The 18,204-nt window shown below is 63.6% G+C and carries 17 protein-coding genes; 6 read left to right on the forward strand and 11 right to left on the reverse strand.

Going from position 1 to position 18,204, the window contains the following annotated elements; all coding sequences use genetic code 11:
- Window positions 1–74: 74 nt before the first annotated feature.
- The gene (locus tag HDE77_RS04355; protein ID WP_184415927.1) at window positions 75–980 is read left to right on the forward strand and encodes a methylated-DNA--[protein]-cysteine S-methyltransferase; all 906 of its coding nucleotides are present in this window, start codon (window positions 75–77) and stop codon (window positions 978–980) included.
- A 31-nt stretch (window positions 981–1,011) separates the two neighbouring features.
- Window positions 1,012–1,926, forward strand: coding sequence for a drug/metabolite exporter YedA (gene yedA, locus HDE77_RS04360; RefSeq protein ID WP_184415928.1), 915 nt, complete (start codon window positions 1,012–1,014; stop codon window positions 1,924–1,926).
- A 287-nt stretch (window positions 1,927–2,213) separates the two neighbouring features.
- On the opposite strand, the gene HDE77_RS04365 is transcribed toward yedA, so the two are convergent.
- From HDE77_RS04365 to HDE77_RS04380, 4 genes are all read right to left on the reverse strand, one after another.
- Window positions 2,214–3,497, reverse strand: coding sequence for an ABC transporter permease (locus HDE77_RS04365; protein WP_184415929.1), 1,284 nt, complete (start codon window positions 3,495–3,497; stop codon window positions 2,214–2,216).
- A gap of 11 nt (window positions 3,498–3,508) precedes the next feature.
- Window positions 3,509–4,675, reverse strand: a complete 1,167-nt coding sequence (locus HDE77_RS04370; RefSeq protein WP_184415930.1) for an ABC transporter permease — start codon at window positions 4,673–4,675, stop codon at window positions 3,509–3,511.
- 10 nt (window positions 4,676–4,685) lie between these two features.
- The gene (locus HDE77_RS04375) at window positions 4,686–5,372 is read right to left on the reverse strand and encodes an ABC transporter ATP-binding protein (protein ID WP_184415931.1); all 687 of its coding nucleotides are present in this window, start codon (window positions 5,370–5,372) and stop codon (window positions 4,686–4,688) included.
- Window positions 5,373–5,483: 111 nt separating this feature from the next.
- Window positions 5,484–6,722 (reverse strand): efflux RND transporter periplasmic adaptor subunit, encoded by a 1,239-nt coding sequence (locus tag HDE77_RS04380; protein WP_184415932.1) that lies wholly within the window; start codon window positions 6,720–6,722, stop codon window positions 5,484–5,486.
- Between the two features lie 320 nt (window positions 6,723–7,042).
- Here HDE77_RS04380 and HDE77_RS04385 point away from each other — a divergent pair, with 320 nt between their 5' ends.
- From HDE77_RS04385 to HDE77_RS04395, 3 genes are all read left to right on the forward strand, one after another.
- A complete protein-coding gene (locus HDE77_RS04385; protein WP_184415933.1) occupies window positions 7,043–7,729 on the forward strand; it encodes a fumarylacetoacetate hydrolase family protein in 687 nt (228 codons plus the stop codon).
- Window positions 7,730–7,810: 81 nt separating this feature from the next.
- A complete protein-coding gene (gene mscL, locus HDE77_RS04390) occupies window positions 7,811–8,230 on the forward strand; it encodes a large-conductance mechanosensitive channel protein MscL (protein WP_221444106.1) in 420 nt (139 codons plus the stop codon).
- A gap of 162 nt (window positions 8,231–8,392) precedes the next feature.
- On the forward strand, window positions 8,393–9,835 hold the full coding sequence (locus HDE77_RS04395; protein WP_184415934.1) for a M20/M25/M40 family metallo-hydrolase: 1,443 nt from the start codon (window positions 8,393–8,395) through the stop codon (window positions 9,833–9,835).
- A 113-nt stretch (window positions 9,836–9,948) separates the two neighbouring features.
- On the opposite strand, the gene HDE77_RS04400 is transcribed toward HDE77_RS04395, so the two are convergent.
- The gene (locus HDE77_RS04400) at window positions 9,949–10,410 is read right to left on the reverse strand and encodes a MarR family transcriptional regulator (protein WP_184415935.1); all 462 of its coding nucleotides are present in this window, start codon (window positions 10,408–10,410) and stop codon (window positions 9,949–9,951) included.
- A gap of 67 nt (window positions 10,411–10,477) precedes the next feature.
- Between HDE77_RS04400 and HDE77_RS04405 the strand changes: the two genes are divergently transcribed.
- Window positions 10,478–11,005 carry an O-acetyl-ADP-ribose deacetylase gene (locus tag HDE77_RS04405; RefSeq protein ID WP_184415936.1) on the forward strand — a complete coding sequence of 176 codons (528 nt, stop codon included), beginning with the start codon at window positions 10,478–10,480 and terminating at the stop codon, window positions 11,003–11,005.
- 28 nt (window positions 11,006–11,033) lie between these two features.
- Here the strand turns inward: HDE77_RS04405 and HDE77_RS04410 are convergent, their stop codons facing one another.
- Genes HDE77_RS04410 through HDE77_RS04435 form a run of 6 tightly spaced genes read right to left on the reverse strand, consistent with a single transcriptional unit; the run spans window position 11,034 to window position 18,130 of the window.
- The gene (locus tag HDE77_RS04410) at window positions 11,034–12,734 is read right to left on the reverse strand and encodes a BatD family protein (protein WP_184416029.1); all 1,701 of its coding nucleotides are present in this window, start codon (window positions 12,732–12,734) and stop codon (window positions 11,034–11,036) included.
- Entirely contained in the window at window positions 12,734–14,644 is a 1,911-nt protein-coding gene (locus HDE77_RS04415; RefSeq protein WP_184415937.1) for a tetratricopeptide repeat protein, read from the reverse strand. Before HDE77_RS04415 ends, HDE77_RS04410 begins: the two co-directional genes overlap by 1 nt.
- Window positions 14,641–15,627 carry a VWA domain-containing protein gene (locus HDE77_RS04420; RefSeq protein WP_184415938.1) on the reverse strand — a complete coding sequence of 329 codons (987 nt, stop codon included), beginning with the start codon at window positions 15,625–15,627 and terminating at the stop codon, window positions 14,641–14,643. The genes HDE77_RS04415 and HDE77_RS04420 overlap by 4 nt, the downstream gene beginning before the upstream one ends.
- Window positions 15,620–16,156, reverse strand: a complete 537-nt coding sequence (locus HDE77_RS04425) for a DUF4381 family protein (RefSeq protein ID WP_184415939.1) — start codon at window positions 16,154–16,156, stop codon at window positions 15,620–15,622. The genes HDE77_RS04420 and HDE77_RS04425 overlap by 8 nt, the downstream gene beginning before the upstream one ends.
- Window positions 16,153–17,088 carry a DUF58 domain-containing protein gene (locus HDE77_RS04430; protein WP_184415940.1) on the reverse strand — a complete coding sequence of 312 codons (936 nt, stop codon included), beginning with the start codon at window positions 17,086–17,088 and terminating at the stop codon, window positions 16,153–16,155. The genes HDE77_RS04425 and HDE77_RS04430 overlap by 4 nt, the downstream gene beginning before the upstream one ends.
- Window positions 17,089–17,110: 22 nt before the next feature.
- Complete coding sequence (locus tag HDE77_RS04435; RefSeq protein ID WP_184415941.1) at window positions 17,111–18,130, reverse strand: MoxR family ATPase; 1,020 nt, start codon at window positions 18,128–18,130, stop codon at window positions 17,111–17,113.
- Window positions 18,131–18,204: the final 74 nt, after the last annotated feature.

Below are 18,204 nucleotides of genomic sequence, written 5' to 3' on the forward strand. Positions count from 1 at the left end.
CAGCGACCGCACGATCCGGATGGTCGACGTTGCCCGGTCGCCCTAGTCTGCAGGCATCACCCTTGGATGCCGTCATGAACGCACGCAGCCAGTCCACCGAAACCGCACTCGAATGCGTGCGCCTGCAACTCGAGGGCGCCGATGAAGCGCCGACATTGAGCGCATTGGCGCAGACCGCGAATCTCAGTCCCAGTCATCTGCAACGTGCATTTCGTCGACGCTACGGCATCAGCCCCGCTGAGTATCATCGCGCCCGTCGCTTCGATCAGCTGAAAGTTGCGCTGCGTGACGGTGCCGCCGTCACCACCGCCGTCTACGAGGCAGGCTTCGGCTCCGGCAGCCGCGTCTACGAGCATAGTGATCGCCTGCTCGGCATGACCCCGGCCAGCTATCGCGCCGGAGGCGCCGGCGCCTCCATTCGTTACACCACCACCGAAACACCGCTGGGCCAGCTGCTGGTCGCCACCACCAGCCGCGGCATCTGCGCCGTGACGTTGGGCGATGACGATGCGGAACTCGAAACTCGCCTGACCGCCGAGTTTCCACAGGCCAAGTACGAACGCGTCGACAACGGTCGCGAGGAATGGCTCGACGCAGTGATCGCGCGGATCGCGCATGAACTTGGATGGAGCGATGAGGACGCACCGGCGCTGCCACCGCTGGATGTCGCCGCCACCGCGTTTCAATGGCGGGTGTGGGATGCACTGACGCGGATTCCGCACGGAGCCACCAAGAGCTATGGCGAACTCGCCGCGGAGCTTGGCAGTCCAAAAGCCGCGCGCGCCATCGGCCGCGCGTGCGGCAGCAATCGCCTCGCGCTGATCGTGCCCTGCCATCGCATCGTGCGCGAGGACGGCACACTTGGCGGCTGGCGCTGGGGCGTCGAACGCAAACGCGAACTGCTTGCCCGCGAACAGGCCGCGCTGGCGCCGGCCGGTGTCAGCACTAACACTCGCCCACGCCGGCAAGCTCGCGGATAATCAGGCCACCCACTCCCCGGCTTGCCTACCCATGTCAGATCTCTCCGCCGGTGCCGCGGCAGAAACCGCGCGCCCACTTTCAGATCATCGTGTGCTGATCCCACTGGCGCTGTTTGCGCTGTATGTGATCTGGGGATCGACGTATCTCGGCATCCGCTACGCGCTGGAGAGCTATCCGCCCTTCCTGCTCGCTGGCGTCCGCTTCCTGTGCGCCGGATCCGCACTTTACGGATTCCTGCGTTGGCGTGGCATGGCACCGCCCACGCCACGGCAATGGCGCAACGCCGCGTTCACCGGTGTTCTGTTGCTTGGTTTTGGCAACGGCCTGGTGTGCTTCGCCGAGCAACGGGTGAGCTCGGGCATCGCTGCTGTCGCAGTGGCCAGCATGCCGCTGTTCGCCGCGCTGTTCTCCGGCATGTACGGCGCGTGGCCGAACCGGCGCGAGAGCATTGGCCTGCTGATCGGCTTTGTCGGCGTAATCGTATTGAACCTCGGCAGCGGCCTGTCGGGTTCGCGGCTGGGTGCGTTGGCGCTCATTGTCGCTGCGATGTGCTGGGCCTTCGGATCGGTCTGGAGTCGCCGCAAGGAAATGCCGCCCGGGCCGATGAATACCGCCGCGCAGATGCTATGCGCCAGCGTTGCCCTGCTCGCCCTGGGTTTTTCCAGCGGCGAACATCTGCCGCTGCATCCGAGCACACGCTCGACGTTGGCGCTCGTCTACCTGGCCGTGTTCGGATCGATCATCGCATTCACCGCTTACCTCTACGTACTCAAGCATGCACGCCCCGCTCTGGCGACCAGCTACGCCTATGTGAATCCACCGGTGGCTGTGCTGTTTGGCGTGTTGCTTGTCGGCGAACACGTCGGTCCGTACGACCTCGCCGGTATGGCGATTATCCTGATTGGCGTGGGCGTGATCACGCTGGCGAAACAGCGTCGAAGCTAGTGCCGGACGGCTTGCCCTTTCTTGCACGGATCTTGATCCCCACCCTCCCCCTGCTTGCAGGGGGAGGGTGGGAGAGGATAAAGCTCTTGATCTTCATCGCGAAGAGCAACCTCACCCCAACCTCCCCTGCGAGCAGGGGAGGGAGCAAAGCTTGCCCCTCCTTACCCGAGGAAGGGCATACTTCGAGCAGCAGTGTAGGCTGGGGTGAGCGTCAGCGATGCCCAACGCCATGCTGCGGGAAAGTTGGGGTTCGCTAGCGCTCACCCCAACCTACGTGGCAGCGCCTCTCACAGCTCGCGCAAGGCTGTAGTCACCGGCAATCGTGCCGCCCGCAATGCCGGGAACAGGCCGCCGATGAATCCGATCGTGAGTGCCCACAGCACGCCAATCCACAACAGCTTCGCCGTGACCTTGAGCTCAAAACTGAGCTTGCCTACGGTACCGGCAGCTAGCGTGGAGGCGCTGTAGCCGTTGAACAACAACCACGCAAGCAGGCCACCGAGCAGACCGCCGAGCAGCGCCAGCAGCATGGTTTCCAGCATGATCGCGACCACGACCGGCAAGCCGCGGAAACCGATCGCACGCAGTGTGGCGATTTCCCGTGCCCGCGAGGCAACCGCGGCAAACATGGTGTTCAACGCGCCGAACAACGCACCGATCGCCATGATCAGGCCGACCGTGATGCCAATGGCGCGAATCGTCTTCGTTGTGCCCTCGGACTGCTTGCTGAAGTAGTTGAGCGTGGTGTCGACATCCACCTTCAGCTGCGGGTTCGCTTCCAGCGCGGCCTTGAACGCATCGAATGTCTGCGGATCGCTCAGCCGCACCGTCACCGAAGCGCGACTGCCACCGCGGCGATAGGTGTCAGCGACCACGCCTGCGTCACCCCATATCTCCGAGTCCAGCGAATCGCCCGACGCGAATATGCCAACCACGGTCCACACCTGGCTGCCGAGACGAATCTGATGACCTGGCTCCAGCCCGGCGAACTGCTTCGTTGCACCCTTGCCGGCAATCAGTTCACGCAAGCCAGGAGTGAACGTGCGACCGGCAATGATCTTGACCTGCGGGCGCACGGCCCATGCCTGTTCGCCGACACCGCGCAGCTGCACGCTGCCCTCATCATCCGCACTACCACCCTTGATCGGCAGGTTCGCCGCCACCACCAGTTCCGGTGAGGCGATCGGTCGTCCTTTCGCATCACGGGCGATACCTTCAGCCTGCGGGATCAGCGTCACGCTGGCGCGGTCGAGCACCGACATCACCTCGGAGGCCGAGGCACCGCGCATCACGATGGCCGTATCGGCACTGCCGGTCTTGCTCAACGTTTCGCGATAACCCTCGCTCATCGCCAGCAGCGCAACCAGCACGCCGACCACACCGGCAATGCCCACTACGACTACCGATGACATGCCGAGTCTTTGCCTGAGTGTGCTGATACCCACACCGGTAACCGACGCGGCCTGCCTGCCCTGGCGGCTCAACAGCATCCACAGTGCCAGACACACCACCAGCAACAGCAGCACCACGGAAAACAGCGCCATCGGGGAGTCCATAAGTTCATTCAACATGGTCATTCTCCTCAGCGCCCGGCCAGTGCATCGACGATGTTCAGACGCATCGCCCGCAGCGCGGGCAAGGCACCCACCAGCAAGCCGACGACCACCATCAACACCAGCCCGTGTATCCAGATGTCGGCACCTACCGGAGCCATCGGTATGGCGCCGCCAGTCGCCGCATGAAAACCCGCAACCAACACAACGGCAAGCAACAGTCCCAGCACGCCACCGAGCAACAGCAGCAGCACCGATTCGGCCAGTACCATTGCCATCACGGCATGGCTGGAGAATCCAATCGTTTTCAGCACGGCCAGTTCGGACGTCCGTTCGCGTACCGCCTGCATCATCGTGTTGCCCGACAGCAGCAACAAGGTGAAGAAAACAGCGCCCATGATCGAGCTGACGATCAAGCCGACGTCGGCCAGTTGCTTCATCCATGATGCGGTGGCGGCAGCTTCGGTTTGCGTGCGCGTCTCGTGATCGGAATTGTTCGACAGCGCGTCGATGGCCTTGGCTACCCGATCGGCCTGGTTCGCATCCGTGACGCGACTGACATACCAGCCCACAGTGCCGCGGTTGTATGGCGTGCTGTCGTCAAAGTATTTCCAGTGCAGCAAAAACATCTGATCGAAGAAGCCACCGGCCTTCTTGTCTTTCGAGTGCAGGATGCCGACGATGTCGAACGTCCAGTTCTTGCTGCCGTCCTGTTGCGGAAAGATCGTGGACTGCATCGGGATCTTGTCGCCGACCTTCCAGTGATACTTGGCAGCCAGCTGCTCACCGACCAGTGCTCCGGTACGCGTGTTGTCGAACGCCTTGTGCTCGTCTGCACTGACGTCAATCTCCGGATACTGGTCGAGGTAATTGTCGCTGACCGCAAAACTGAAGACCTGGTTATGCGGATCCTGATAGGCACCGCCGAACCAGTTCGCATAGCCCACCGACTTCACGCCAGGGACCTGCGCGATCTGTGCGTCCAGCGCCTGCGGCAGGGTCTGGATGAAGGACAGCTTCGAACCGGTCTGCAGGCGCTGCGCACCGATGGCGCTCTTGCCGGCATCGTCAAAGCCGGTGCGCACCGCGTCCAGCATGCCGAACAACAGAAACGCGGCGATGATCGACACCAGCGTGAGGAGGGTGCGCATTTTGCGGCGGAACAGTGCTGCCCAGATTAAATGCAGATATTTCATCGCGACCTCCTCAGGCAAACGCCTGCTCGACCAGCGTGCCTTTATCCAGATGCAACGTATGGTTCGCGTACTCGGCGGCCTTCGGATCATGGGTGACCATCACGATGGTCTTGCCATGCTCGCGGTTGAGTTGCCGCAGCAACCCGAGTACATCTTCGGCGGACTGACGATCCAGATCACCGGTCGGCTCGTCGCAGACCAGCAAGGTGGGATCGGAGACGATCGCGCGGGCGATCGCGACGCGCTGCTGCTGGCCGCCGGACAATTCATTCGGCTTGTGCGATGCGCGGTCCTGCAAACCGACCAATTGCAATGCAATGGCTGCGTTGTTGCGTCGCTGCGCTCCCGACAGCTTGGTCAGCAGCAAGGGCAACTCCACATTGCGCTGCGCCGACAGCATCGGCATCAGGTTGTAAAACTGAAAGACGAAGCCGACATGCGCCGCACGCCATTTTGCCAGCGCGCCACCACCTAGCTGATCGATGCGCTGACCGGCCACGGTGATGCTGCCGCCACTGGGCGTATCCAGGCCACCGATGAGATTGAGCAGGGTGGTCTTGCCCGAACCGGATGGCCCCATCAGCGCCAGGAAATCACCCTGGGCAATGTCGAGGTTGATGTGATGCAGCACTTCGACTTTCTGCTTGCCGCGCTCATAAACTTTGGAGATGTCGCGGATTTCGATCAACGTACCCATGGCAGTACTCCTGATGAATGACTGTTCCTGTGGGAGCACCTTCAGTCGCGATGCTCTTTGAGCACTTTGCAAGGGCATCGCGACTGAAGTCGCTCCCACAAGTAAGAACCTCTACGGTGTTGCGGCTTTCATTTGGACGTCCGAACCGTCATGCAGCGAGGCGGGCGGCGACAGCACCACGTTGTCGCCCACGCTGACCGCTGCGGGAACGAGCCGCAGCTCGCCATAGCTCTGAGTCGACGGCTCCACCGTACGTTGCCGCACCTTGCCGTCGACGACCACGAACACCACGCTGTGGCCGTCGCGCTGCACGATCGCCTTGGCCGGCAGCAGTACGCCCCTGGGTGCTTGCGCTGCGACCTTCGGCTTCACCTCAAGAAACGACACGCGCACACCCATGTCCGGCACGATGCGGCTGTCCTTTTGTTCGATCGCCACGCGAACCTTTACCGTGGCCTTGCCGCGATCGGCGGCCGGCACGATGGCGATCACGTGCGCCGGAATCTTCCAGTCCGGGTAGGCATCGAGTACCGCCTCGGCCGGCATGTCTGGCTTCACGCGACCGATGTAGGCCTCGTTGACGTCGACGTCCACCTCCAGCGAATCCATGTCGACGATGGTGCCAATGCCGGTGCGGGTGAAACCGCCGCCGGCGGAGAACGGCGAAATGATTTCGCCGACCTGCGCATCCTTCGTGGTGATCACACCGGTGAACGGCGCGCGCACCACGCAGTAATCGAAATTGACCTTTGCCTCGACGACTTGTGCGTCTGCCGACACGGCCTGTTTCTGCTGCGACCCGAGTTGTGCACGCATGCTGTTGGCGAGCGTACGAGCCTGCTCGGCGAGCTGCGTCGAAACCAGACCGCTCGTGGCGAGGGATTCCTCGCGCGCCGCATCCCGCAAGTTCTGCGCGAGCTGTGCCTGGAACTGCGCCACCAGTGCATGCGCTGCGGCGGCCTGCGCCACAGCCGTATCGAGCGCTGCCTTGTAGGCACTGTCGTCCAGCCGCGCCAGTACTTGATCCTTGGTTACGTGATCACCTTCCTCGATCAGTACGGCGATCAACGTGCCGGTGATCTGCGCCGATACTGTGGCCTGCCGCCGCGCGGTGACATACCCGGTGGCCTGCAGCACGGCACCGGCTTCGCTATCGGTAGTTGGCGATACCGCTTGCGCGGTCTGCACCAGCACGGCCGAGTGACCCATCAGCATCCAGGCCGCCCCGCCCAGCAGCAACAGCAGGAGCACGATGCCGACGGCCCACGGCCAGCGGCCCGAGCCGCTGCCGTGATCCTCGCGCTGATGGCGCTCGATGCGAAGTTGTTTCAACAGATCCGCGTTGTCCACCCTTACTCCCTGCCGGCATGGCCGGTTGCCCGATGAGTGCAAGATTGACTGATCACCCACATCGCGATCAGGGTGCAGCATCAGTCATCGTCGATGACAGGTGTCATCCGGGCAAACGTCGACTCCCCCGTTGCCCGGGTATGCCTGGAGAGAGGGTAACCTTTTGCCCGCTTCAGATGCCATTCGGCCCGGACCTCCTGCCAGACATCGTCGCGGCGATGCAGCAGACACACGCATGATTCACGGCACTCTCCTGCCGTATGGCGTTGCACGAGGTTACACCCGCGACTGGATCCGCCCGCTTTTGCTACGCTTGCCGCATGACCTACATCATCGCTCCCCCCGCCATTCCCAGCCTGCCGATCATCGGTAGCGATCAACGATTCCCGATCCGCCGGGTGTTCTGCATCGGCCGCAATTACGCCGAACATGCGCGCGAAATGGGCGCCACCGTGGATAAATCCGCACCGATGTTTTTCTGCAAACCGGCCGATGCGGTAGTCAGCGACGGTGCCGATGTGCCCTACCCGCAAGCCACCAGCGAGCTGCATCACGAAGTGGAGATGGTGGTGGCGCTGGGCGCCGGCGGCCATGATCTCACCGCCGAACAGGCGTCATCGCTGGTCTGGGGCTATGGCGTAGGGCTGGATCTGACCCGTCGCGACCTGCAGGCGCAGGCCAAGGCCAAGGGTCATCCATGGGATGTCGCCAAGGCATTTGATCATTCCGCGCCGATTTCCGCGCTGCGTCCGGCAGCCGAGGCGACGCTGGACGCGAACAGCGTGCTGCGGCTGAGCGTCAACGGCGAGCTGCGTCAGCAGACCACGCTAAGCGAAATGGTGCATGACGTACCGCAGATCATCGCTGCATTGTCTACGCTGTTCGAGCTCAAGGCTGGCGACCTGATCTTTACCGGCACGCCGGCCGGTGTTGCTGCACTGCAACGCGGCGACCGTTTCCATGCCGAGCTGGTCGGAGTCGCCGAACTGAACGGCCAGGTCGTCTGACCCAAGGCACCCCTCCGCTGTCCGCAGCCAAGGCATCGCGCTAAAGTCCCTCAGGTCAATCGCCAACCCAAGGAGAGAAGCATGAGCATGCTGCAGGAATTCAGGGCTTTCGCCATGCGCGGCAGTGTCGTCGACCTGGCAGTCGGCGTGGTTATCGGTGCTGCATTCGGCAAGATCGTCAGTTCGCTGGTCGAGCAGATCATCATGCCGCCGATCGGCCTGCTGACGGGCGGCGTTGATTTTTCTTCGATAAAATGGGTACTCAAGCCGGGTGACGACAGCGATCCGAAACACAAGATTGCCGAAGTGGCGATCGGCTATGGCGCCTTCATCAACACCATCATCACCTTCCTCATCATCGCGGCGGCGATCTTCCTGGTGGTCAAGGCGATCAACAGCATGCAGAAGAAGCCCGAGGAAACTCCGTCTACACCGGCCGATGTTGCCCTGCTTACCGAGATCCGCGATCTGCTGAAAGCCAGGCCAATCGACAGGGTTTAAGCGTCGGGCAGCACGCCATCGCGATCATCCCGAGGCCGGACATTCCACGAGTGTCCGGCCTCTTTGCATCCATACGCCATGCATCACCCGATGCATGACTTGTGGCCCAAGCAGCATTCGCCCGCCACGCCATAATCGGGGTTTGCTGCCGAGGATCTCTTGATGCGCCGACTTCCACTCACTCTGCTCGCCGCCAGTCTGCTGATGGCGGTCGGGACGGCCAGTGCCGCCGACCACGACACCACCATCCCTGCCGCCGCCGTGCACACCGCCGAACAGTTGCGTGACCGGGCGCTGCAGGACAACACCGGCTATCAGATCGTCACTTCATTGACCACGGAAATTGGCCCGCGTCTTGCTGGCGGCGTGAACGATCAGCGTGCACGCGACTGGGCCATCGCAAAATTCAAGGCGCTCGGTTTCGACAAGGTCTACACCGAACCGGTGACGTATCCGTTGTGGGAGCGCCGCAGCGAAAGCGGTTCCATTGTCGCGCCGTTCCCGCAGCATCTCGTGCTGACCGCGCTGGGCTATTCGCCGGGCACCCCGAAAGGCGGCCTCACCGCACAAGTAGTGCAGTTCGCCAGCCTCGATGCGCTGAAGGCGGCCGACCCGGCCAACTTGCAAGGCAAGATCGTCTACGTCGGCTACCGCATGCAGCGAACCAAAGACGGTCACGACTACGGCATGGGTTCGGCCATGCGCGTGGGTGGCCCGGTGCTTGCCGCATCGAAGGGCGCCGCCGGTTATCTGTTGCGCTCGGCCGGTACCGATGCGCAGGAGCGCATCGCCCATACCGGCGTTACCGGCTTCAAGGATGGGGCCAAGGGCATCCCCTCGGCAGCATTGTCCAACCCGGATGCCGACCAGCTTGAACGCGAACTGGCCTATGGCAAACCGGTCACCATGAAGCTCGATCTCGACTGTGGCATCGTCGGCCAATACACCGGCGCGAACGTGATCGGCGAGATTACCGGCAGCAAGCATCCCGACCAGGTGGTCGCGATTGGCGGCCATCTCGATTCGTGGGACCCGGGCACCGGCGCGATCGATGACGGCGCCGGCGTGGCGATCGCGATGGCGGCCGCCAAGTTGATCCACGACCTGCCGCAGCGCCCCGATCGCACGATCCGGGTCATCGCGTTCGCGAACGAGGAGATGGGCCTGTGGGGCGGCAAGGCTTACGCCGATAAACACGCGGCCGAAGTCGGCAAATTCCAGCTCGGCACCGAGTCTGACCTCGGCGCAGCGCCGGTGTGGAAAATGAGCGCCAGCGTCAAGCCGCAGGCACGTGGCGCGATCGAGCAGATCGCCAAGGTACTGGAGCCGATCGGCGTGACCTATGACGCCAAACGTCCCGGCGGCGGCGGCTCCGACCTGTCGCAGATGCATGGCAAGGGCATGGCCGCGCTGTCGCTGGAGCAGGACGCCACCTACTACTTCGACTGGCACCACACTGCCAACGACACGCTGGACAAGATCGATCCCAAGCAACTGGCGCAAAACATCGCCGTGTATGCGGCGTTCTCGTACATGGCCGCACAGGCGGATGGCGACTTTGGCTCCGCGCCTGACGCATTCGCTGGTGACGGCAGCAAGGAGTAAGTGCGAGAACCTGTGGGAGCGACTTCAGTCGCGATGCTCTTGTCGAAATGGTCGAAGAGCCATCGCGACTGAAGTCGCTCCCACAAGGGATCTGAGCTGACTTTGCGCAAGCTCTACGGCGTCGGCACATCCGGTGACGCCTGATCCAGCGCGAGCAGGTTTTCCTTGATCCGGTTGATCACGGCCAGCGCCTGCTCCAGTTCGTCGTAGTCGATACCGACGGTGGCGTCCTTGCGCAGGTCGCGGGCGATCAACTCCATGTCATCGACAATCACTCGCGCCTGTTCGGTGGTGTGCAAGCGCCACGCACGGCGGTCCTTCGGATCGTGCCGGCGCTCGACAAAGCCGGCCGCCTGCAGCCGGTCGATCACCCGACCCACCGCGATCGGTTCCATTTCCAGAAATTCGGCCAGCTCGGTTTGCCTTAGCCCTTCGCGGTGGTACAACACCTTCGTGGCGCGCCACTGTGCACGAGTCAGCCCGAATTTCACGGCGCGCCGATCGAAGTGCTTGCGAAACAGCAAGGTCACATCGCTAAGCAGATAGCCGAAGGAAATATCTTCCGTTTTTGCCATGATCCGTTGAAACCTCGTCGCGCCCCGTCGCCCTTCCGAAGCATACGTTGCGGCAACCTTCGAAGCCATGCCCATCAACGCCATCACCGCCGACATCACCCAGCTCCATGTGGACGCCATCGTCAATGCGGCCAACCCCACGCTGCTCGGTGGCCGCGGTGTGGATGGCGCCATCCATCGTGCGGCGGGACCCTCCTTGCTGGAAGCCTGCCGTGCCCTTCCCGAATGCTCGCCGGGCGTGCGCTGTCCGACCGGCGAGGCACGCATCACGCCTGGCTTTGCGCTGCCGGCGCGTTACGTCATCCACACCGTAGGGCCGATCTGGCACGGTGGCAACCACGCTGAAGCGCGTATGCTCGAATATTGCTATCGAAACGCCATGCGTCTGCTACGCGAGTATCGATTGCACACGATCGCGTTTCCGGCGATCAGCTGCGGCGTCTACGGCTATCCCGCCGCACTGGCGGCAGGTGTGGCCGTGGCCACGCTGCGCGACGAACTCGACGAGGATTCATCCATCGACGTCAGTCTGTGCTGCTTCAACGACACTATGCGTGCCAGCTGTCAGCGGGCTCTAGATGAAGCGGGAACTTGATGAAGCGGGAACTTGATGAAGCTTGAACTCAATGCACCTTGAACGGATACAGCGGCGGTAAATCCGCATCGTCGTTGCGCGCAGCGGAAGTACGCCACACGAAGCCACGCTTGAACACCTCCAGCAGCGCAGCACCAGTAGCCGGCGCTGGCGTGCCGGCATAGTGGCGTTGTTGCAAGTCGGCGATCGCTGCGCATTGCTGCCCATCACCGAGCGCCTGAGCCAGATCGCCGAGATTCTGGATCATCGGCCGTTCGGCGCGTGCCCATGCCAGCAGGTTATGTACTTGTGCGGCCGAATCGCGGCCGCGAGCCGCATCGAGAAATGCCTGTTGATAGTGACGCGCGGAGGCCTGCGCTGGCATCGGCGTGACGACCGACGGCGAACGTCGCCGACGACGCCACAGCAACCATGCCAGCACACTGAGCAGCCACAAGCCGAGACTGCCCAGGGCAATCCAGCGCCATGGCGTGGCGTGCGCGGCTGTCGATTCGGCCGAAGTCGTTGTCGCGGTAGCTACGGCTGTTGACGCCACCGCCGGACTGGCCGGATGAGCAGCCGCAGGGCCGCCGATTGCCGGCAACACGGTCACGCTGTGCGCCGGAATCTGCGCCATTTCCATGCGGTCCGTCAGCACGTTCCACCACTTCAAGGTGGTGGCTGGAATGGTCAGCCTGCCGGCACGCTCGGGCACGATCGCAAACGCCTGCTGACGCCAGCCGGCGATCCATTGGCCATCATTGCGCGTGCCCGAAACCGGCTTGTCCGGATATACCGTGGCGCCATCCAGTGGTGGCAGGCTGAGCTCGGGCAAGGCCTCAAACGGCAGGCCGGTTGCCTGCAGATTCATCGTGAGATTGAGCGGCTGCCCCACCCGCAACTGATTCTGCGCACCGGGCCAGCCATCCAGCGTCAGGCTCAACTGGCGAGCCGGCAGCCACGCAGTCTTGCCCCAGTCGGCCGGTGCCGCCTGTATGTCGGCCGCCACCGCCGGTGCACTGGCCGAAATCGGGATGCTGGCACCGAAGAAGCTGTTGGGATCGTTCGGATCAACCGCGTCACCCTGAAATCCCAGTGCGGGAATCTCGAGGTGCCCGGCGTGCTGCGGGATCAACGCATAACGCCGCTCGATGACATGGTAGGGGCGGCCATTGCGCTCGGCGTCGTAGTTCAGATCAGCACCCACCCGGCTCACTACGCCTCCGCTGAGCTGTGGATCATCCAGCGCACCATTGCTGATGGCCGATGCGAAATACAGCCGCACGACGTAACTCAATTGCTGGCCCACGTAGCCGTGTCCCGGCTCGATCTGCGCTTCCATGAAAACATCTTTGTGGGTCGCCGCCGCCGCGGCAGGATCGGGTGCGGTCACCTGCAATTGCAATGGGTTGGTCTGGGCGCCGGCCACGGTCAGCGCAGGAATCTGCAGCAAACCCTCACGCCTTGGCCGCAGCGCCACGCCAAATGTCAGCTCGGAGGTGGCCGCACCATTGATCACGCTGAGGCTGCTGTTTTGCGACGTCCCGAGGATCTCGAAGTCCTTGCCCAGCGCGCCCAGATCAGGCGCACCCAGATTGCCGGCATCACCGCTGATGTGCAGATTCAACGTTACAGTCTCGCCCAGTTGCACGCTGCTGCGATCCAGCGTGGCCTGTACGGTTGCGGCGTGGCCAAGTGCCGGGACCAGCAGCACCGCCAGCAGCCAACGTCCGATAATTCGTCGAAGCATCACGGTTGCCCTTCCTCGTTCGGTACGCCGCCATGACGCTGCTGATATTCCAGCTCGAATTTGCGCCGCAACAACGCGCCCGGATCATCCGGCACGCGCTGCAACGCCTGCCTTATATCGGCGGGCAGTTTTGATTGTGGGTCGTCCTTCGGCATCGCGCCGAGTTGATGGGTCGCCCCCGACTGGTCTTTTTGCTGCGCCGCCAACGCCTGATCCATCTGTTTCTGCAAAGCCTGTTGCGCCTGATCAGTGCGGGCCTTCTGCCCGGCCTGTTGCTGCGGGCTCAGCGGCCTGGGTTGATTTGCAGCCTGGTCCTGGCCAGGCTGATCTTGCTTGTCGTGGCCCTCCTTGTCCTGACCGGACTTCTGCGGCTGTCCATCCTGTCCCGGCTTGCCGGCAGCGTCCTGCGCGGACTTCTCATCCTGCGCCTGCTGCGAGTCCGACTTGCCATCCTTGCCCTGCTCGCCGGACGACGGCTGACCGTTGTCACCGTTCTTGCCCGGCTTCTTCTGCTCGTTCGACTGCTGCTGATCTTGTGGCTGCGTTTGCTGCTGTCGCAACCAGTCTTCGACCGCCTTGCGATTGGCCTTGGCGTCGGCGTTGCCCGGGGCGAGTTTCAATGCATGATCGTAAGCGCCGATCGCCTGCTGATATTGGCCTTGCCTGGCCAGGGCATTGCCGAGGTTGTACGCCGCATCGCCCCCTGGAGCTTGCTGCAGCGCCTGTGCCGCGCCCGGATAGTTGCCCGCGCGATACGCCGCTGCACCGCGCCAGGCGGGGTCGTGCGCGAGCTGCTGCGCCTGCTTTGGCTGACCTCGCTGCAAAGCCTGCGCAGCCTGCTGGTCGGGTCGCTGCCACAGGTCCTGCCAGCTCGTGGCACTGGCGTTGCCAGGCAACAGCGGCAACACGATCAGCGGCAGCAAGAGCAGCCAACCGCGCCTGAATGCCATCGCCACGACCAGCAGCAACGGCAGCAGCAACCACGGGCCACGATCCTGCCATTCATCGCCCACGGGGCCGTTCACCGCCTTCACCGGAGCGGAACGCAACTGCGCATGCAATGCATCGATATCGCTGCGGTCCGCACTCATCGGCACATAACGACCACCACCGGCGGCCGCCAGCGCGCTGAGCGCAGCATCATCACGACCGGCCAGCGCCATGTGGTCTTGCGCGTCATGCAGAAAGCCGCCACCGGCCAGCGGTATGGGGCCACCTTGCGGCGTGCCCACCCCGAGCACCGACACCTGCACACCCGCAGCCTTCGCTTTGCGCGCCGCTGCGTCGGCGGCCGCATCGGCCTGGTCCGTGATCAGCACCAGCGATCCACCCGCCGCCTTGGCGTCCTCGATCAGCGTCACGCCACGCTGGATCGCCAGTGCGGCGCTATCGCCGTCCACCGGCATGGTGTCGGGCGCCATCGCATCCAGCAGATCGCTGAGGCTGTTCGCATCGGACGTCAGCGGCGCCACCACGAATGCCTCACCGGCATAGGCGATCAGCGCGTTCAGGCCATCGCGATTGCTGGCCAGCAGATCGTGCGCCTTGTAGCGCACGCGATCGAGCCGGCTCGGTGCCACATCCCGCGCAAGCATGTGCTGCGACAGCGAGATCGCCACCACTTGTGCGGCGCGACTCGCATACAGCGGCTGCTGTACTCGGCTCCAGCTTGGACCGGCCAACGCCAGCGCGCACAGCGACCAGCCGATCGCAAACAGCCACACCGGCACGTGTAGGTTCGCGGCGCGTCCACGCAGCAGATAAGGGAGCAGTTCGGGATCCACCAGCCGCGACAGCTCCAGCTGCGCCGAACTGCGCCGCACGCCGAGCCACAGCAACAAGGGCAACAGGGCCAGCGTGGCCAGCCACCACGGCTGCAGGAAATGGAACTGTTGCAGCGTCGCGCTCATGCCGCCTGCTCCGGCAACCGGGCAAACCGGCGCGGCGCGATCACCAGCAACAGCAGCAAGATCGCGGCAGCCAGCGGCCAACGAAACAATTCATGCCGTGGACGCAACGTGGGCCCTTGCTGGGGCATAGGCTCCAGGGCATCAATCGCGCGATACGCATCGGCCAACTCGGTACCATCGGTGGCGCGGAAAAATTGACCGCCGGTTTCCTTAGCGATCGTGGTCAGCATGTCCGCGTCCAGATCCGCCGATGGATTGATCAGCTGGCTGCCGAAAAATCCTGGCACCCGCATCTGCGTTGCGCCCACGCCGATGGTATAGATGCGCACGCCGGCGGCCTTGGCCGCGTGCGCCGCTTCGCGCGGCGTGATGTTGCCTGTGTTGTTGACGCCGTCGGTAAGCAGTACCAGCACGCGTGCTTGTTCCGGTAGCGCCGACAACCGCTTCACGGCCACCGCAATTGCGTCGCCAATCGCCGTTTCGGTGCCAGCCAGACCCACGACTGCGCTCTGCAGTTGTGCGCGCACGGCCGACAGGTCGTAGGTGAGCGGGGTCACCAGGAAAGCCTGGCTGCCAAACAGGATCAGACCCATTTCATCGCCGCTGCGGCGATGGATGAAATCTCCGGCAATCGCTTCGACAGCTTCAAAGCGACTGACCGGTTGTCCGGCCAGATCCATGTCTTCGGTGCGCATGCTGCCGGACAGATCCACCGCCAGCATCAGCGCGCGACCGCTACGCTGCTGCGCCTGCGGCGGCCCCACCCACTGCGGCCGTGCCGCGGCCGTCAACAGACACAGCCACGCCAGCGCCAGCAGCCATGGAACGATGCCATGCGTGGCCCTGCCAACCACCTTGGTCAATTGCAGGCCGGGCTGGGGCAGATGCAGGGCCTGTCCCGGCGCTGACGGCTGTAGCAAGTGTCGCAACAGCCATGGCAATGGCAGCGCCACGACCACCCACGGCCATGCAAACTCAAACATGTCCGCGCTCCATCCGTGCCGGCTTCCACGTGCGTGGTTTCAATGCCAACTGCAGCCACTTCCGCACGGCTGCTGCTGCAGCTGCGTGATCGAACGACAACTGCGGGCGATAGATCGCCTGATCCAGTGCCAGCAAAAGATCCAGCGTGAGCGCATCGACCGGCACGCGCGCCAGAGTCTGCCGCCAGGCTTCACCGCGTTGTTGGGTGGCCAGTGCATCATGCCGACGCGCCACCCGCCGCAGCAGTTGATGCAGCCCACTTGCCAGCGCGGCCTGATCGCTGTCGTGCTGGTGCTGGAGCATGAGTCGATCGAGTTCGGCCAGCACCTGTGCGCGCTGCCGAACTACCCGTCGCTGCCGCTGCCAAAACCATACGCCTGCCAACAACAGTACAAGCAACAGCAGGGCGAGCACCCACCAGCCTGGCGCCGGAGGCCACCACGAGGGCTCCGGCGGCAGATGGATATCGCGCAGCTTCGGCCCTTGCGTTGGGGCCGTTGCCGGCGGTTGGATGACCGAGGCGATCATCGGGACAGCCTCGCGGTGCCGAGCAGGGTCGCCACCGACGCGAACGGGTCACTCGAAGTATCGATGCTGCCGTGGCGCAAGCCCAACGACTGCGCCAGTTCTCCGAGCCGTGCCGGACCAGCGCCAAGCGCGCGCTGAAATTCGCGACGTTGGCGTTCGGACTGCAGCAGCACTTCGCTACGCTCGCCGGCATGTTCCATCGGATAGCGTCCGGGCGGTGCCAACGCCTGCTCCAGTGCATCGGCGACCACCAGCACGCTCACACCGGCATGCCGGGTGAGATCCAGTAGACGCAGTCGCGCCCGCGTATCGCAGCTGAAGCCATCGCTGATCAGCAGCACGCGGCTGGCTCCGTGCAGCACGCGTCCGGCACGTATCAATGCATCAGCCAGTGGCTCCTCTTTGTCTGACGACGGCAACGCGTCCCAACCGGCCAGCGCACCGCATACCGCCAGCGCGCCACGCGAACCCGCCTGCGGACGCAGTAGCTGATCAGCGTGACCGAAGGCCATCACGCCGACCCGCTCGCCAGCCTGGACCGCGTACCAGGCGGCGCACGCCGCAGCGCGTGCAGCCTGCACCGATTTGAACCGCACGCGCGTGCCGAAACGCATGCTGGCATGGGTATCCAGCACGATCAGCAGACAGCCTTCGCGATCCTCCTGGAATAGTTTGGTATGCAGCTTTCCACTGCGGGCAGTGAGTCGCCAATCGAGTCGACGCACGTCGTCACCGGCCTGATAAACGCGCGATTCGGCGTAGTCCATGCCACGGCCGTATAGACGGCTGGACTGCTGACCACTGCGCGCTGCGCGACTGGGCAAGGGCGCCATGCGTGCACGCGTCACCCGTGCACGCAATGAAATCAGTTCGGCCAACGAAACCTGACTGCGGCCATCGCCATCGACCTGCTTGCGTACGGAAGTACTCATGGTTGTGCTCATGAACAGGCTCTTACGGCAACGGCACGAGATCCAGCAGGCGATCGATCACCTGATCCGGCCGTACGCCTTCGGCTTCCGCCTCGTAGCTGAGCAGCACTCGATGCCGCAGCACTTCGTGTGCAATCCCATGTACGTCTTCCGGCAGTACGTAATCGCGTCCAGCCAGCCATGCCTGCGCGCGCGAACAGCGATCCAGTGCGATGGTGGCACGCGGGCTGCCACCCCAGGCAATCCAGCGCTTCAGTTCAGGCCCGTAGCGACCCGCATCACGCGTGGCGAGCACGAGCTGGGTCAGGTATTCCTCCAGCGCGGGCGCCATATGCACCGCCATTGCCGCATCACGCGCGGCAAATACGTCGGACTGACTCAACAGTGCCTGCACCGGCGCCGTGGGATGTGCACGACGGCGTGCCTGCTCGCGTGCCAGCTTGAGTATCGCCAGCTCCGCGGCGGCGTCCGGATAACCGATGGTCACGTGCATCAGGAAACGGTCGAGCTGAGCCTCCGGCAAGGTGAAGGTGCCTTCCTGCTCGATCGGATTCTGGGTGGCCATCACCATGAACAGCTCGGGCAGATGCCAGGTGCTGCGGCCCACGGTGATCTGCTGTTCAGCCATCGCTTCGAGCAACGCCGACTGTACCTTGGCGGGCGCACGATTGATTTCATCGGCCAGCACGATGTTGTGGAACAGCGGGCCGCGCTCGAACTCGAAACTGCCGGTCTGCGGGCGGAATACGTCGGTGCCGGTGAGATCCGCCGGTAGCAGGTCGGGAGTGAACTGCACCCGATGGAAATCCGCCTTGATCCGTGCCGCCAGCGCCTTGACCGCCGTGGTCTTGGCCAGGCCCGGCGCACCTTCCACCAGAAGATGACCATCGGCCAGCAACGCCACCAGCAGGCAGTCGATCAGATGCGGCTGGCCAATGATGCAGCGCTGCAGATCGTCGCGCAGTTGCGCGAAGGCCTGCTGCAGATCGCTCAAGGGCCGGATTTCGGGTCGGCTTTCAGACCGGCTTTCAGGCATTTCCATTTCGGTTTCCGTTCTCGACATTACGCGGGGAGGCTGTCCGGCACGGCGCAATGGAGAAGGTTCCGGCAGCGTTC

This window comes from Rhodanobacter sp. MP7CTX1 (genome assembly GCF_014205795.1).
Lineage (GTDB): Bacteria > Pseudomonadota > Gammaproteobacteria > Xanthomonadales > Rhodanobacteraceae > Rhodanobacter.